The sequence below is a fragment of the Mesorhizobium sp. M0001 genome (assembly GCF_040324255.1).
Lineage (GTDB): Bacteria > Pseudomonadota > Alphaproteobacteria > Rhizobiales > Rhizobiaceae > Mesorhizobium.
The window spans coordinates 304,713-320,637 of sequence record NZ_JAMYVS010000002.1; the positions used below are offsets into that span (position 1 = coordinate 304,713).

Sequence of the window (15,925 nt, forward strand, 5' to 3'; positions counted from 1 at the left end):
GCCAGAACGAACGACATCCGCGCGGTCATAAAACCGAAATACGACTTTTGCTAATCGTGCCCCATCGGGCAGAGCCCACCCAAACCCTATAGCCCCCCACGGGCTACGTGGAAGCGATTTGTCATTGCCAATGTTGGATTATTTTAGGCAGTATATCGACGCGGGTGCGTTTGGCGGAGGGCTTTAACGAGGCCGCCCGGACCGATGATCCGATACGGGCGGGTAACCAAACTAATTTTTTAACTCCACCACGATCTCGACAATATTTCTGTATTTTGCTCCACTCCTTGCTGACTTTTGGGAGAGTCTCACCATGACGAAACTGACAAGCACTATCATTGCGTCCGCACTGCTATCCACCGCACTGTGGGCGATGCCTGCCTTCGCCGCCGATCCCGGCTCAGCGAATGCCGGCAATGGCGAAAGCATGCGCGATCTCGGAACGGGTGACTACCAGCCCGGCCGGGCAAAGCCGATCGCGCCGCCGAAACTGACCGAAGATGAAGCCAGCCGGGCAGCGCCGCTGACCGACGAGGGCACGGCGGTCAAATCCTATGGCATCGTCGGACGTTCCGCCGATGGCAAGGACATCAAGATCGATGCCGGCGAGACGCTGAAGGACCTTGTCATCAAGGAATTGAACGCGCCCGCCAACACACCGAACGCCGACAAGACCGGATTGACGGGCGGCGACGAAGCCGGCCGCCAGGTGTTCGGGGCCGACGATCGCGAGCAGATCAAGAACACCAAGACCTACCCGTTCACCGCGATCGGGTATATCGAAGGCAAAGCCAAGAGCGGTTACGGCAGCTGCTCGGGAACCCTGATCGGTCCGCGCACGGTGCTCACCGCCGCGCATTGCCTCTACAGCAATGAAGACAAGGCTTGGCTCGACGACGTCATCTTCGTGCCGTCGCTCAACGGCAACACCGCCGACGATGCACCGTTTGGCGCTTTCAGCTACGAGAGCGTCTATATCCTGCAGGGCTTCATCGACAATTATCAGGGTTACTACGGCTCGGTCATTCCGTGGGACCTCGGCATCATTACGCTGAAGCAGGATGTCGGCACCAATCTCGGCTGGCTGGGTTATGCCAACTATGAGAACCTCGGCGATTTCACCGCAAACATCGTTGGCTATCCCGGCGACAAGCCGATGGGAACGATGTGGAAGGCGACCTGCGAAGTGAAAGCCGAAAACGTCGGCGCGGAGTATTTCCAGTACGACTGCGACACCTATCCGGGGTCGAGCGGCAGCTCGGTCTACGCCTACGACAATGGCGCCAAGCAGCGCGTCGTCACCGGCGTGAACGTGGCCGAAAGCCCCAACGCCAACACTGCGGTGCGCCTGAACGCTGCCAACGTGGCGTGGATCAACAGCCTGTACAAATAAGGCCCGATCTTTCGCCGGCAAACAGCGGCGATAACCAGCACTACCAAACCGGCGGCGGGACGTTCCTGCCGCCGGTTTTTTTGTATCGAAACACCTCTCTTGCACTGTGTTACAGCGGTGCTTACGCTAGGCGATCCAAGGGGTTGGGTAAGATGGCGCGGGCAAGAATGATCTTCGGAGTCAAAGCGATGGCGGCTGCATCCATGCTGGCCGCACTGACATGCTTTTCCGCTATGGCCGATCAAGGCGGTGCCACACCCGATGGCGCCTGGGCCGAGCGGGTGCAAATCCTCTATAAAAGCGAAACACGTTCGGTGCTGCGCAAGAATGTACGGGTCTGGGATTCCCACCCGGAATTGGGTCTTGATTTCACCTGGGAGCCGGCAGCCGGCGTGTCGCCGGACCGCACCGTCGCAGCCGACGGCACCGTCAACGGCAAGGGCAGGCTGGTCTGGCGCGTACGCGGCTCGGCGAGCTATGACCCCAAGACGATCTATTCCAGCTATTTCGGCGAGATCAGGAATGGCCGCCCCGAAGGACAAGGCCGGCTGGAGCTGCGTTCAGGCGAGGTTCTCGACGGCCGTTGGGTCGCCGGCCAGCTCGACGGCCATGCGATCCATGTCGATGCCGACGGCAATCGCTATGAAGGGCAATTCAGGGCCGGTGTGCCGAATGGCGAGGGCAGGCTGGAGACGAAGACAGGCGAGATATTCGTCGGCTCTTTTGCCGATGGGCTGAAGGACGGCAAGGGCCGCACCCGGCTGCCCGGCGGCACCGTCTACTGGTCGCAATGGGCGATGGGCAAGGAGATCGGCGGTGCGCGCCCCGACGTGCTGGCCGATGCCAGAGTGGGCGGGTTGCTCAAGGCGCAGACCGGCGGCGGTTCCGCCGACAAGGTCGAGATCGGCATTGCCGTCGACCAGCGCATGACGCAGCAGGCCGACATGCAGTACCAGCATCTGGTGCGCGACGAAGACATCGCGATCTATCCGGTGTCGGACCAGTACAACGATGCCTGGAACGGCACCGGAGAGATTCGTACCGGCAATGTCTATGAAGGCATGGACTGGGAGACGGCGCCGGCCTTCGCCGAAGTCGACCTCAAGACCACCGACCAGTCGAGGGTCAAGATCGACAGCCTGGAAATGAAGGTGGCCGCGAGCGAGGCCTACCGCAAGCCGATGCTGTCGATCAGCGAGCACTATGGCTGCGTCGGCTTCCGCCCCGACTTCTCGATCGTCAACAATGGCTGGGGCGACGTGAAAGACATGAAGATGTCGATCCAGTTCACCAGGACCGACGAGGAGGACAACGCGACCGGCGAGCCGAGCCGCATGTTCACGAAGGACATCGGCACTTTCGGCGATGGCGTCGACGTATCGATCAAGGACGTGCTGACTGAAGCCGGCGTCGACACAACCACGCTCGAGACCGAGCGCTTCACCTGCCCGTCAAGGGACAGCCTGGATGTCTGCCGCGCCCAGGTGGCCAACAAGGTCAAGTTCGGCGACGTTGCCGATTACATCAGCGGCAGCGTCGAGAAAATGAGCGTGACCGGGATTGGCAAGCTCGATTATTCCTGGGCGGACGATCAGGGCGCTGTCTACCAGCAGAGCGAGCCGTTTCGCGTCATCGTCTCGCTGGTCAGCATCGAGGTCCCAGAATCGCTCGCCGAATGCGGCGATGGCGGCGGCGCGTCGCCCGAAGCGCTGCGCTACCAGAACATCGAATTTCCGATCGGCAAGACCGATTACAGCATCCCCATGCCGGTGCGCGGCAACAAGAATCTCAGCGCCTACACGGCACGGCTGAAAATGTGGTCGTCAATGTCGTCGATCCATCGCTTCAGCATCGCCGCCCATTTCGCCGATGGCAGCACACGCGAGAGCAAGCCGGCCACGTTCTTCTATTTCAGGCCGAAGCAGTCGCTGTTCGAAACCAGCACCAAGCCGGCGGTCTGCTATCTGCCGGAAGATCTGCAAGGCTGTTGAGGTCCTGTCACGTCCTTTCGGGAATCGCGTCATTTCGAGCCCATCTCGAAAAAATTGGGCAGCGGGATCAGCCGGGCAAAGATCGTGTCCTGGCTGAACACCCTGAGTTCCAGCATCGACCCGGACGATCGTTCGGCTTTCTGGTCGAACAGGAAATTGCCGAGCGAATAGATCTCCGCAACATCGCCGCCGCCGAGCGGCAGGATCGCCTCGCTCGATACATGTGGATGACCGCCGACGATTGCCGTGACACCGCGCAGCCGCATCTGGTCGGCAAGCATCTCCTCGCGCGGCGACGGCTCCGTCTTGTACTCGCGGCCCCAATGGACGAAGGCAATCACCGGCCGCTCGGCATTGTCGTGCAGCAGCCGGTCGAGCAAAGCAGGCGTCAGAAGGTCGGTGTTCCTGGAGCCGTTGGTATCGATGTCGGTCAGCCCGACCAGGTCGAGATCGGCAAGCGCCAGCGTCTCGCCCTGCCCGAAATGGGCGATGCCGGCCGCATCGAGTGCGGCCAGCGTCTCGGCATAGCCTGACGGGCCGAGGTCGTAGGCGTGATTGTTGGCCAGGCTGACAGCGGCGACATGCAATTTCTTGAGCATGTCGATGGCGAGGTCTGCGGGCATGGCCAGCGTCATGTCGTCGATCGCTTCAGGGACGTTGGGCAGGATCACGCCTTCGAGATTGACGATCAGCGGCCGCGAGCGGGTCAGGGCCAGCACGCTTTCGACGATCTTCTCGGCAACACCGTCGCGGACCAGGATCTTCTTCATGGCGCGGGCGAAATTCACGTCGCCCGCGAAATAGTAGAGCTTGTCGTCGGGACGGGCAGGATTGTTGAAGCCGGGGCCGAAGGCGCCGAACAGCGCCACGACATAGCTGGTGGTGCGCTCGACATAGTCGCTTGAATGCGCCTGCGAGTTCTCGTTGGCGACGACCAGCGGCGCAGCACCGAACAGTTCGCGCTGCAGCCTGGTCTGGATATAGAGCGCACCGACCGAATCGGCGTGATCCGGCTGGCGCAGCGCCGCGATGCCGTCGAGCGACCCGGCGGCGAGCATGTTGAGCGTCTGCTGGTCGAAACGCCTGGCTTCGTGCTGCGGCAGATAGTGGGAGAAATCGGTGGATTCGACGATCAGCGTGTCCTTGTCGACGATCGCTTTCAGCGCCTGCGCCAGCCGGTCCCAGTCGGCTCGCTTGGCTTTGACCGACATCGCCACCGGCACGATTTCAGCTTCGGGGAAATAGTGATGCAGGAAAGGCAGCATCGCCTGCACGCCATGCTCCCTGGCGAACAGGCAGGAGTCTTCGACCATGTCGCGGTTCGCTTCCAGAAGGTGCACGGCTTCCGTGTCGGCCTGGACTGGACCGAGCACTGTTTCAAAACCGCGCGGCGTCGTGGCGAAGAGTTTCTGCGTCTCGTGGAAATGGTCCGGCGACAGGATGACGATGCGCTTGTAGCGGAAGCCGGACGCGGCGTGGAAACCGAGTGCGACGAGATCTGCGACGAGCAGGTGGTGGGGGACTGTGATGCCGGTGAGGCGTTGGTTGGACGGCTCGATTCTGGCGACGGCGGCGATGGCGTCGGTGAAGAGTGTGGGGTCGGAATAGAAGGACGGGAAGTTTGTGTCGCCGGGCGGGCAGGTGATGGGAGCGGCAGACGCTTGAGGCACTGAGAGGATAAGCAAGGCGGTGGCAAAGATCAGAATGCTGGTCCGTGCCCAGGCACCCCCCTCTGTCCTGCCGGACATCTCCCCCGCAAGGGGGGAGATTGGATGTCGCCTCGACTTTCGCCAATCATCAACCTTGAAAATAGATCTCCAACAATGAAGAGACCGATCTCCCCCCTTGAGGGGGAGATGTCCGGCAGGCGAGAGGGGGGTGCCTGGGCGCCGACCTCTCACGGCTCAGCCAGCACAATGTTCTCCACGCCGCCGACATAGTAGAACGGCTTCTGCTTGGACGCGGTCAGCCGCAGCACTTCGCGCGAGATGTAGTCGGCGAGGCCGAACAGCGTCACGCCGCCGTCGGAGGTCTTGGCCCGGCCGCGCAGGCCTTCGAGGATCGAATAGGTGAAGACGCCATGGCCGAGGTCGGGCAGTTCGGCGGCGGTGTTGTTGGCAGCGGTGGCCGAGAAGACGACGATGCGTGCGTCCTGCGCGTCTTTTTCCAAGCGCGGGTTGAAGGCGTTGGCGGCGTGGCAGGTGTCGAGCAGCATGAAGCGCATGCCCTTGGCCCGCTCAACCGATTTCTGGATGTCGCCCCAGTCGACCAGCGAGGAGCGCTTCCAGCGGTCGGGATCCTGTTTGCGGCCGTCCGTGGGGATGAAATAATAGTCTTCGTCGATGTTGATGCCGTGACCGGCGACGAAAATGATGGTGGTGTCGTTCTCGCCGGGTCTGTCGAGGAAATCGGCGAGCTGGTCGTCGATGGTGTCGGAATCCGGCTCCAGGATGCTGTCGGCGCTGGCGACCTTGAACACGTCCTTGCCGGCATCGGGCGCCTCATCCAGCGCTTCGCGGTTGACCAGAACCAGCGTCTCCATCGCCGAGAACAAGGGCGCGGATTTCTGCGAGATCACCTTGAGGAATTCGGTAGCGTCGTCGACGGGATAGCGCAGATCGCAGGCGTGGCCGGCGCATGCATCGGTGAGGAAAGGATATTTGTCGACGCCGATCACGGCGACGTAGAGCTTGCCCTTGTTGGCGGGCTTTTCGGTTTTCCTGCCAATTGCTGTGACACTGCGCTCGGTCAGATAGCCGAACTCGTTGGTGCCGGTGATGCGAATGGTATTTTCGCCATTCTCGACCGGCACTTCGACGATGGTGCTCTTGCCGCCATCGGCCGAGCGCGCCGTGACATTGCCGACATTGCGGCTGTTCGACAGGATCGAAAATCCGGCGACATCGGCGCCGGCTTCCTGCGCGCCCGAAATCTCGACGGCGACATAGCCCTCGCGGACGTTGCTCTGGTCGGCGGCAAGCTTGATGCCGAATTCCGGCGGTTTGCGCTCGAGCAGCTTTTCCAGCTGGCGGTCGACGCCGGGGCGCATTTCCTGGACCGCCTGTTCGGCGCTGCGCAGGATGATGGCCCGGCGCACCATTTCCGGGCTCCAGAGATATTTCTTCAGCTGGCCGGCGCTGATGAAACGCCCTTCGTGGTCGCGGCCCTGATTGACGTGCCAGCCGATCAACTTGTCGCCATCGGCGGAGGAATAATAGTAGCCCTGCGGCATCCAGGCGATCCATTCGGAGCCGGCGAAGAACATCGACACGATCAGTTTGTGGCTCTTCAAATTCCACAGCCGCACGGTCTGGTCGGCGCTGCCGGTGACCAACAGCCCTTCCTTCTCGACGGCAACCATGGCGTTGATCTCGCCGGTGTGGCCGGTGAATTCACCCGATACCTCGGCGGTCGCGGTTTTGTATTCCAACAGCGTGCCGTCGCTTCCGCCGGTGATCAGGCCAAGCCCATTGCCGATCAGCGTGTAAGCCGAATGGACGAAGCCATTGGTGGCGGCATTCTCGATGCTGTGCATCACCTTTCCGCCGCTCGCGATTTCGAGCACGGCATTCTCCAGGCCGTCCTTGCCGCCGGGGACGGCGCGAAGCGACCACTCACCGTCGGTCAGTGCGGCGCGGGTATAGGTGCCCTGTTCCGCCAACGCCTTCGGGTCTTCGAAGAACCGCTCGGCCGTCGGTAGTGCCAGCACCTTGTCCAGCGTGCCCTGCAGCTCGGGACAGGACACGCGTTCAGGGCAGGGGTTGGTGTTGCCCCAAGCGATGGAGCTGCTCGCCGCATCGATCCCGATCGCCGTCACCGGTTCGCCGACCCCTTGCAGCATCGCCTTGCGCTCGCCGGTCATGGCGTTCCAGACCTGGATGGCGTTGCGGGTGCCGCCGGCTGTCGCCACCAGCGAGCCGTCGGCATTGCCGGCGCCAGCAAAGACCGTGCCGTCATGGCCGTTATAGTCGAGCAGTTGCTCGCCGCTGTCGGTATTCCAGACCACCGAGCGATGCTTGTCGGCGCAGCGATAGCTGCATGACGCAACAAGCCGCGAACCCGTGGCGAAGCTCAGAGCGCCGATCTGGAAATCCTGCTTCGGCATGGCGCGGACGAATTTGCCCGTGCTGGCCTGCCAGAGCTGGACGTCGCCGTCCTTGCTGCCGGTGGCGAACAGGCTGCCATCCAATGACACGGCGAGTGCGGCGACGCCGACATCGCGCAGCGGCTCGGCCTCGGCGGGCAAAGGAATTTCCTCGGCCTTGGCGACGTCCCAGAGCCGGATGCCGTTGTCGGTGGTCGTCGCTGCCAGCCGGGTTCCCGCAGCGGCGAAGGCGAGCTTTTCCACACGCCAGGAATCGGCATCGAATTTTTCCGCCAGCGTCCAGCCCGACGCGGATTTGTCGTCCGCCCGCCAGAGGTAGACGAAACCATCGCCACCGCCGGCGGCGAGCGTGTTTCCGTCGGGTGAAAAGGCGACATCATAAATGGCATAGTCGGCGGCCTTGAGCACGGTTTTGATCTTGCCGGTGGCGAAATCGAACAGCCTGATATCGCCATAAGGGGGCTTGTCGCCGATGCCGGCGCCGAAATAACCGCCGGCGGCGATCGTCTTGCCATCCGGCGACACGGCGATCGCAAAGACCTTGCCGTCATTGCCATTGCCAAGATAGCCGCGGATGGTGCGGAGCGTCACCCCGCTCTGCCAGTCCCAGATGCGGATGGTCTTGTCGTCAGATGCGGAGACCAGTTCCTCGCCGTCCGGCGTGAAGGCAAGGTCGGTGACCCTGGCGCTGTGGCCGCCGGTGTTGAGATCGAGGTGGAAATCGAGGTCCTCGGCACCGGCCGTTGACGTTAACACCAGAAGACCGACCAGGATTAGCCACCGGATAGCACGCAAGGGATGGGAGCTGCCCGGCACCTTGTTGCGCCACTATTTGGAGTCGGTGGGCGGCGGCGACCCGTGACGCACATAATTCTCGATCGCCTGGGCATAATTGGCGGAACCGGCCTTGCGTTCTTTTTCGATGTAGCCGGCAAAATAGCTCCAGAACGACACCGCATAGTCGCGGAAATAGGCATCGGCGACATCGCGCGAACAGAGCTTGCCCTCGACGCAGATCGAGAGACGATTGAGGAAATAGACGATGCGATCGAAATTGTCGTTGAAGTCGGCGATCGGCATGGTGCCGCCGCCGGCAGTCATGGCCTCGATCCCGATGCGTTGCCGAAACACTTGTTCCTCGGTCGGCGACGGCGTGGCGCTGAGCAGATTGTCGTATTTGGCGTTGAGTGCCGACAGGCGCTCCTTGAGCGCGCGTTGCGCCTGCTGAAAATCCTTGCTTTCCCAGAGCTCGACCAGCGACATCGTCTGCTCGACGCGCTTCTGTTCCTGGTTTGCAAGAAACTGGAAGACCGAGAAGCCCAGGGTGAAGATGATCGCCAGGCGCACGGCGAGACCCGACCAGGCGTAGATCAGCATGCGCCAGTCGCGGTCGGTGAACGGGTTGGCTTCCTTCTTGATCTCGTGACTGCTCGGCCACGGAAAGCCTTCGGTGGTTTCGGGCAAGGTCGCCGGCTTCTTGGCCGGTGCCGGCGCCGATGTGGCCGGCGATTTTTGCGTTGCAGTGCCCCCCGGCTTTTTCACCCGCAGCTGTCCAGTTGGATAATGGCGGTGGGATCGAGCACGATGCCAGGTGTCTCCAGCTTCTTTTTCAGGCAATCGAGCTGCGTGCGCGAAATCATGAACTGCACGTCCGGTTCGGCAGCCGCCTTGCTTGGTGACGGCAAGGGCTCGACCACGCCGCGCGAGGCGCAGCTGGAGAGATCGACGACAACGGCCGTGTTGCCGGTCTTGGCGATCTGGTCGTACTGGTCGAGAAAGCAGGTGGCGAGCTCGGAATTGGTGACGATCTGCTTGGCGCACAGGCCGCAATTCTCGTCCGCCGAGGCGCTGGCAATCAGCAACAGGCTGCCGGCAAGGCCGGCCGTCGCTGCACGCCAGGAGAGCACGGGGATAGTCACTGATGTCCTCATCTGTTGCATCCAGCCGCGGCGCATAGAAGTGTCGCGAGCCGGGAATGTTCATATATCACGCCGGCAAGAGCCGGCGAAGCGATGTCAGGTCAGGCGCGGGGCACCGTCTCCATCGGGAAGATCATCACCGCGCCTTTGGGACCGCTCTTGTCGGCAAGCCGCATCACCGAGCGCGTCGCCGGCGCCATGCCGATGTCGGCCAGCATGTCGGAAAAACCAGGCGTTCCCGATGCGGCACGCGTCACGGCGCGCACGCCTTCCTGGGCAAGAAAGCTCAGGTCCTCTTTCTCGCTCTGCGGCGGCGCCTCGGTCAGCACGGCAATCATGCGCTCCATGCCGAAGCTGGTGTCGGTGAAGGCGAGCAGCCCTTCCTTCAGGCCCTGATCGGCCTGCTGGTTGATCGGCGCCAGCCGCTCGGCGACGATGTGGGTGATCGAATAGTCGCTGCCGATATAGAGCACGTTGATGTCGACGAACTCGTCGGACTCGTTCCTGGCCGCAATGTGTACCTGATCGCCCGGCGAAACGCGCGGCACCGTCGAGGATTCGATCGGCTCCAGCACATCGCTGTCCTGGCGCTTGATCAGGAACTGGACGCTGACCTCGTCCGGCCGGTAGTCGGACGCCGCGGCGAGCCGCGACAGGCCGGTGGCGCGGAAGATCGTGGTCAGGGTCTTGGCTGTGTTTTCCGCAAGCTTGTCGCGGCCATCCTGATGGATGACGATGCGCGGCGGCTTGCTGCCGTCCTTCAAGCTGATGTCGCCGGACGCCGGCAGGAACCACAGCGCCGGTTCGTCGCTGGCGTTGGCGGCAGCGCCGTCCATGGATTTTTCGCGCAGCACCGCAAGCCGCAGATCGGCGCTCTTGCCGGGCTCGACCAGTGCGATGTGGAAGCCGGACTTCGGCTTCGCCACCAATTCGTCCAGAACCGAATTGACCAGCTCGGTTTCCTTTTCGAGCCCTGCGGTCGGCGCCGGCTTTGCCACCAGCAGCTTGTAGTCGACCGCGAGTTCGGCAACGCGCGCATAGGCGCCGGCGGGCACCGCCGTCGGCGCAAGCGCCGGCTTGCCGTCGAATTCGACCGGTGCGAGCTGGCATTCGAGGTTTTTTGCCGATTTCACTTCGAGATAGCCGACGGCGTCGGAGAGCTTCGACAGCGCCGAAGGCAAAATGGCGAGCTTGCTGCCGGGGGTCAGACCCTGCAGCAGCCCGGCGCCGATCGCGACATCGCCGTCCTTGACGGCAATCGGCCATTGCATGACGGCGTCGGTCTTGTCGGTGCCGAACACGCGGGCGTCCAGTTCGCCCTCGAACAGGGGCGTCGGCCTTGTGCGGCCATCGGCCGAATATTGCTGCAGCACGGCCTGGCCGAGCTGGCGATAGGTGACGTTGGGGTTCTCGGCCAATTTCGACAGGATCGTGAAGGTGAACAGGCCGAAGCGCGGCGCGTCGGGCGTGCCCTTGGGCAGCGGCATTTCCGGCGTCGTCTCGACCGTCTGCGCGGCATAGAAGGCGACCAGCTTGCCCCTGGCGATCGGCTCTGCGCCGGTCGGCGTCAGGTTGAAGGCCGGCTTGCGGCCGCCATTCTCGTCGAAACCGCGCGATGCGCTTGCCGAGATGTCGTCATAGGCCTTCACCGCGGCTGCTCTCGCCGCGTCGTCGCCGCCGACGAGGTCGGCGAACTCGACCTTGCGCTCCAGTTCGTCATCGACTTCCGCGGCGCGCGTCGCGGTGCCGGAATGGCAGCAGTCGAACACCACCCAGACAAAGGCGCCCTTGTCGCGGATGGCGTCGAGTGCGGCGCCGACCTCGTTGTCGACCAGCGCGTTCGGCACGCCCTCTTCGCGGTTGATCCATTTGTCGATATCGGACGGCAGGAAAATCTCGTCGAGGCCGTCGGTCTCGTCACCGGCCTTGGCTTGCGGCTGCTGGGCGCCGTGGCCCGACAGATGCAGATAGACGAAATCGTCGCGTTGCACCTTGCCGGCGAGGTCGGCAAGAGCGGCCTTGATCGCCGCATGCGTCGGCGGGCCGTTGGCGCCTTCGACGTCCTTGGCGAGCAGGATCACGTTCTCGGCCGAGAACTTCACCGGATCGGGCGTGTTCTTCAGGAGATAGTCGCGCACTAGGCCGGCATCGTTCTTCGGCCCGATCAGCCAGTTCTTCTGCGGCAGGTTCGGATAGTCGGTGCAGGCAACCAGCAGCGCGTGATAGGTGCGCGAGGCGGCGAGGGCGCGGAACGAGACCGTACCGGCAGCCACAAGCGCCGACGTGCCGACGAGCAGCGTCCGTCGTGTCAGTTTGATCATAATTGCTTCCCCAAGCCCGATCGAATTTGCAAGTGCGGCACCTTTCGTCGCGAATTTTGTCAGTATTTTGAATGTGGTCGGTGCCGTCAATCGGCGGTGGTGGTCATGGTGTCGATGGCGATAACGGAAACAGTGGCAAAAAGCCCGCTTCATCGCTATCTCAAGGGAATTGAGACCGTCGCATGGCAGAAATGATTTGCGAGCGGCGCTGGATCAAACAGATAGAACATGATGTCGTCCGAGAACCGCTCCACACTTTTCGGCATCATGCTCTAAACGATCGGAAAACGGGATCATGGCGGCAAGGGATGTGCTGACGAAGAATCAGCTGAGCGTACTCGAAAAGCTCGAGGCCGCCAGCGGACCGCTCAGCGCCTATACGCTTCTCGACCAGCTGCGCGAGCGCGGTTTCCGCGCGCCGCTACAGGTTTACCGGGCACTCGACAGCCTGGTGAAGTCAGGCTTCGTGCACCGGTTGGAAAGCCTCAACTCCTTCGTCGCCTGCGCCGAACCGCACGACCATACGCATTCGATGACAGCCTTCGCTATCTGCGACACATGCGGGCAGGTGATGGAGATGTCCGACCATGACGTCGACCATCGGCTGGACGAATGGGTGCGCTCGACCGGGTTTGCTGCGAAGAAGGCGGTGATCGAGTTTCGCGGGACGTGTGCCAAGTGCCTGGCTGAGGCGGCTTAGCTTGCTTCCTACTTGAGCCGAGGCGGTGCGCTATTCTCGAATTCGTTCAAGAATGTCTCATAGACGACGTACCGCGTAGGCCCAGGTGTTAGCTGCTCCATAAGCAGGGGTTTCACCTCGTCGAGCCAAGATAATTTGCCAAGGCCAGACCCGATTTTTGGCAAGGCGATGGATTCTACCCGGTTTTTGTCGGCCCATTTCACAAGCCCGCGAACTGCTTTCCGTAAATAGGGAAGCGTGGCGTGATACATATCTGGCTGGGTTGCCAGATAAATGAAGCCCGGCTGATTGCCGTCTGGCTCCAATGTCCAGATATGACCCCCAATAAACCTGCCGGTCCGAGCATATTTCTTGAACGCAGCCTGCACATTCGGCCACTTTTTCGAAATCTTCAGCGCAAGTCCGGTGCCAAGGCCCTCTTGATTGCCCTCTGCCACGCCTTGAGCGATATAGCTTTCCTGGGCGGCCAGCAGGTCTCCGGTGACAAAGACAATCATCGCACCTTCAATGCGCCTCGTCCCAGTTGTTCGCTGCGCGGGCATCGACATGCAGCGGCACCGACATCGAGATGGCCGGCATCGGCGCGTTCTCCATCACCCTGCGCACCACGGGGATCGTCGCCTCGACTTCCGCTTCAACCGTCTCGAAGATCAATTCGTCATGCACCTGCAAGAGCATGCGGGCGGACAGGCCGGCCTTTTCCAGCGCCTCGTCCATATGCACCATGGCGCGGCGGATGATATCGGCAGCGGTGCCTTGCAGCCTGGCGTTGATCGAGGCGCGCTCGTTGAAGGCACGGATCGACGGGTTTGACGACCGGATCTCAGGATAGTGGATGCGGCGGCCGAAGATGGTTTCGACGAAGCCATGCTCGCGGGCATAGGCTTTTGTTGCCTCGATATAGTCGCGGATGCCGGGGAAACGCTCGAAGTATTTCTTGATGTAGGCGCCGGCCTCCTCGCGCGGGATCGACAGCTGGTTGGCCAGCCCAAAGGCCGAGATGCCGTAGATGATGCCGAAATTGATTGCCTTGGCGCGGCGGCGCACTTCGGAAGGCATGCCTTCGACCGGCACGTTGAACATTTCCGAGGCGGTGATGGCGTGGATGTCGGCGCCATCGGCGAAGGCCTGCTTCAGTTGCGGGATCTCGGCGACGTGGGCAAGCACGCGCAGTTCGATCTGGCTGTAGTCGGCCGAGACCAGTTTCTGGCCCTTGTCGGCGATGAAGGCCGTCCTGATCTTGCGTCCCTCCGCGGTGCGCACCGGGATGTTCTGCAGATTGGGATCGGATGAGGAAAGCCGGCCCGTCGTCGTCGCGGCCAGCGCATAGGAGGTGTGGACGCGCCTGGTGTCGGGATGGATGAAGCCCGGCAGCGCGTCGGTGTAGGTCGATTTCAGCTTGGTCAGCTGGCGCCAGTCGACGATCTTGCGCGGCAGTTCGTGGCCTTCGGCGGCGAGATCCTCCAGAAGCTGCGCGGAAGTCGACCATTGCCCGGTCTTGGTCTTGGAGCCGCCGGGCAGGCCCATGCGGCCGAACAGGATGTCGCCCAGCTGCTTTGGCGACCCGATGTTGATGCGCTCGCCGACAAGGCCGTAGATTTCCTCTTCCAGGCGTGCGGCGCCTTGCGCCAGCTCGCCGGAGAGCCGCGACAGGATCTGGCGGTCGACCGAGATGCCGCGCTGCTCCATCCGCGCCAGCACCGGCACCAGCGGCCGCTCCAGCCGCTCATAGACCGAGACCAGGCCCTTGGCGGCAAGTCGGGGCTTCAGCACCTGCCACAGCCGCAGCGCCACGTCGGCATGGCCGGCGGCGTAGGCGGTCGCCCGGTCGATGTCGACCTGGTCGAAGCCGACCGAGCTTCTGCCGGAACCGGCGAGATCCTTGAGCGGCGTCGTGGCATGGCCGAGCCATTTGTCGGCGAGCGAGGACAAAGTGTGGTGGCCGGTGCCGGCGTCGAGCACATAGGAAATCAACATCGTGTCGTCGAAGGGTGCGATATCGATGCCGTGGCGGCTCATGACGACGATGTCGTATTTGGCGTCCTGGGCGATCTTGAGCACCGATTTGTCTTCCAGCAGCGGCTTCAGCAGCGCCAGCGCCTCGCGGATCGGAATCTGGTTCTCCAGCGTGCCGCCGCCGAGCAGGTCGCCGGCGCCGCTCTTGTGGGCGAGCGGCACATAGGCGGCGCGGCCGGGGCCGATCGCCAGAGAGAAACCGATGAGGTCGGCCAGCATCGGATCGGAAGACGTGGTTTCGGTGTCGAAGGCGACGATGCCGGTCTCCTTGGCTTGGGCCAGCCATGTCTTGAGCGTCGCCGTGTCGCGGATGGCGACATAGGCGGCGGGATCGATTTTGGCCGCAGCGGCCGTTTCCAGGCGAAGTGCGGCAAGCAGCGAAGGGGCGTCGCCGGCTCTGGCGGTTTCGGTTTTGGCTTCATCCTGTGTTGCCGCAGGCGCCGCTATGCCGGAACCGACATCGGGGCCGTGCGCGGTGTCGGCGCGCTCGACGGTGACGGCGACAGCCTGCACATCGCCGGCTTCGGTGCTGGTCGCCTCGGCCACACGGCGGGTCAGCGAGGTGAATTCCATGGTTTTGAGAAAGCCGATCAGCTTCGGCCCATCCGGCGCATGCAGCACGAAATCGTCGAGCCCGTCGGTCACCGGCACGTCGTTCTTCAGCGTCACCAGCTGGCGCGATATGCGCGCCTTGTCGGCATTGGCGATGATCGATTCGCGCCTCTTGTCCTGCTTGATCTCGCTGGCCCGGGCGAGCAGCCCGTCAAGGTCGCCGAACTGTTCCAGAAGCTGCGCCGCCGTTTTCGGCCCGATGCCGGGTACGCCCGGCACATTGTCGACGGAGTCGCCGGTCAGCGCCTGCAGGTCGATCATCTTTTCCGGCGGCACGCCCCATTTCTCGATGACTTCGGGGATGCCGATCTGGCGGTCCTTCATCGGGTCGTACATGCCGACCGTGGGTCCGACCAGCTGCATCAGATCCTTGTCGGAGGAGATGATAGTGGTGTCGCCGCCGGCCTCGCACGCCAGCCTGGCATAAGTGGCGATGAGGTCGTCGGCCTCGTAGCCTTCGATCTCGATGCAAGGCAGGTTGAAGGCCACGGTTGCCTGGCGGATCAGACCGAATTGCGGGATCAGGTCTTCGGGCGGTGCGTTGCGGTTGGCCTTGTATTCCGGGTAAAGATCATTGCGGAAGGTTTTCGACGAATAATCGAAAATGACCGCTAAATGCGTCGGCACGATGCCTACATCGGTGTTGCGGGCGTCCTGCATCAGCTTCCACAACATGTTGCAGAAGCCGGAGACCGCGCCGACCGGCAGCCCATCGGATTTGCGGGTCAGCGGCGGCAGCGCATGATAGGCGCGAAAGATGTAGCCGGAGCCGTCGATAAGGAAGAGATGGTCGCCTTTTTTCATGCCGGCAGGGATAGCGCGCCGGGACGGCGCGGTCCATGGCAAAGGCGGGCTTCCAACAGGTGTT

Annotated in this window: 10 protein-coding genes; 3 read left to right on the plus strand and 7 right to left on the minus strand. The window is 62.6% G+C overall.

The annotated features are described in order from the left end of the window. Positions 1-313 precede the first annotated feature (313 nt). Both NKK50_RS06445 and NKK50_RS06450 read left to right on the plus strand, forming a co-directional pair. Positions 314-1,393 carry a trypsin-like serine peptidase gene (locus NKK50_RS06445; protein ID WP_023828318.1) on the plus strand — a complete coding sequence of 360 codons (1,080 nt, stop codon included), beginning with the start codon at positions 314-316 and terminating at the stop codon, positions 1,391-1,393. A gap of 188 nt (positions 1,394-1,581) precedes the next feature. After that, the gene (locus NKK50_RS06450; RefSeq protein WP_245260505.1) at positions 1,582-3,384 is read left to right on the plus strand and encodes an MORN repeat-containing protein; all 1,803 of its coding nucleotides are present in this window, start codon (positions 1,582-1,584) and stop codon (positions 3,382-3,384) included. 29 nt (positions 3,385-3,413) lie between these two features. On the opposite strand, the gene amrB is transcribed toward NKK50_RS06450, so the two are convergent. From amrB to NKK50_RS06475, 5 genes are all read right to left on the minus strand, one after another. Next, positions 3,414-5,132 carry an AmmeMemoRadiSam system protein B gene (gene amrB, locus NKK50_RS06455; protein WP_352543195.1) on the minus strand — a complete coding sequence of 573 codons (1,719 nt, stop codon included), beginning with the start codon at positions 5,130-5,132 and terminating at the stop codon, positions 3,414-3,416. 149 nt (positions 5,133-5,281) lie between these two features. Continuing rightward, positions 5,282-8,245 carry a hypothetical protein gene (locus tag NKK50_RS06460; protein WP_352543196.1) on the minus strand — a complete coding sequence of 988 codons (2,964 nt, stop codon included), beginning with the start codon at positions 8,243-8,245 and terminating at the stop codon, positions 5,282-5,284. 72 nt (positions 8,246-8,317) lie between these two features. Next, positions 8,318-9,031 carry a DUF4760 domain-containing protein gene (locus NKK50_RS06465; protein ID WP_023712320.1) on the minus strand — a complete coding sequence of 238 codons (714 nt, stop codon included), beginning with the start codon at positions 9,029-9,031 and terminating at the stop codon, positions 8,318-8,320. Beyond that, a complete protein-coding gene (locus NKK50_RS06470; protein WP_031207749.1) occupies positions 9,028-9,420 on the minus strand; it encodes a hypothetical protein in 393 nt (130 codons plus the stop codon). The genes NKK50_RS06465 and NKK50_RS06470 overlap by 4 nt, the downstream gene beginning before the upstream one ends. Before the next feature lie 89 nt (positions 9,421-9,509). Further along, on the minus strand, positions 9,510-11,729 hold the full coding sequence (locus NKK50_RS06475; RefSeq protein ID WP_023691987.1) for a caspase family protein: 2,220 nt from the start codon (positions 11,727-11,729) through the stop codon (positions 9,510-9,512). Positions 11,730-12,024: 295 nt separating this feature from the next. Between NKK50_RS06475 and NKK50_RS06480 the strand changes: the two genes are divergently transcribed. Then, complete coding sequence (locus tag NKK50_RS06480) at positions 12,025-12,429, plus strand: Fur family transcriptional regulator (RefSeq protein WP_023669789.1); 405 nt, start codon at positions 12,025-12,027, stop codon at positions 12,427-12,429. Positions 12,430-12,437: 8 nt separating this feature from the next. On the opposite strand, the gene NKK50_RS06485 is transcribed toward NKK50_RS06480, so the two are convergent. Further along, positions 12,438-12,926, minus strand: a complete 489-nt coding sequence (locus tag NKK50_RS06485; protein ID WP_023691986.1) for a macro domain-containing protein — start codon at positions 12,924-12,926, stop codon at positions 12,438-12,440. A gap of 7 nt (positions 12,927-12,933) precedes the next feature. Further along, positions 12,934-15,861: a DNA polymerase I gene (polA, locus tag NKK50_RS06490; RefSeq protein ID WP_352499162.1), complete on the minus strand. Its 2,928-nt coding sequence runs from the start codon at positions 15,859-15,861 to the stop codon at positions 12,934-12,936. Positions 15,862-15,925: the final 64 nt, after the last annotated feature.

Coding starts and splice junctions, on each gene's coding strand:
- polA (WP_352499162.1), bottom strand. CDS start 15,861: ATGAAAAAAGGCGACCATCTCTTCCTTATCGACGGCTCCGGCTACATC.
- NKK50_RS06470 (WP_031207749.1), bottom strand. CDS start 9,420: ATGAGGACATCAGTGACTATCCCCGTGCTCTCCTGGCGTGCAGCGACG.
- NKK50_RS06450 (WP_245260505.1), top strand. CDS start 1,582: ATGGCGGCTGCATCCATGCTGGCCGCACTGACATGCTTTTCCGCTATG.
- NKK50_RS06485 (WP_023691986.1), bottom strand. CDS start 12,926: ATGATTGTCTTTGTCACCGGAGACCTGCTGGCCGCCCAGGAAAGCTAT.
- amrB (WP_352543195.1), bottom strand. CDS start 5,132: ATGTCCGGCAGGACAGAGGGGGGTGCCTGGGCACGGACCAGCATTCTG.
- NKK50_RS06480 (WP_023669789.1), top strand. CDS start 12,025: ATGGCGGCAAGGGATGTGCTGACGAAGAATCAGCTGAGCGTACTCGAA.
- NKK50_RS06475 (WP_023691987.1), bottom strand. CDS start 11,729: ATGATCAAACTGACACGACGGACGCTGCTCGTCGGCACGTCGGCGCTT.
- NKK50_RS06445 (WP_023828318.1), top strand. CDS start 314: ATGACGAAACTGACAAGCACTATCATTGCGTCCGCACTGCTATCCACC.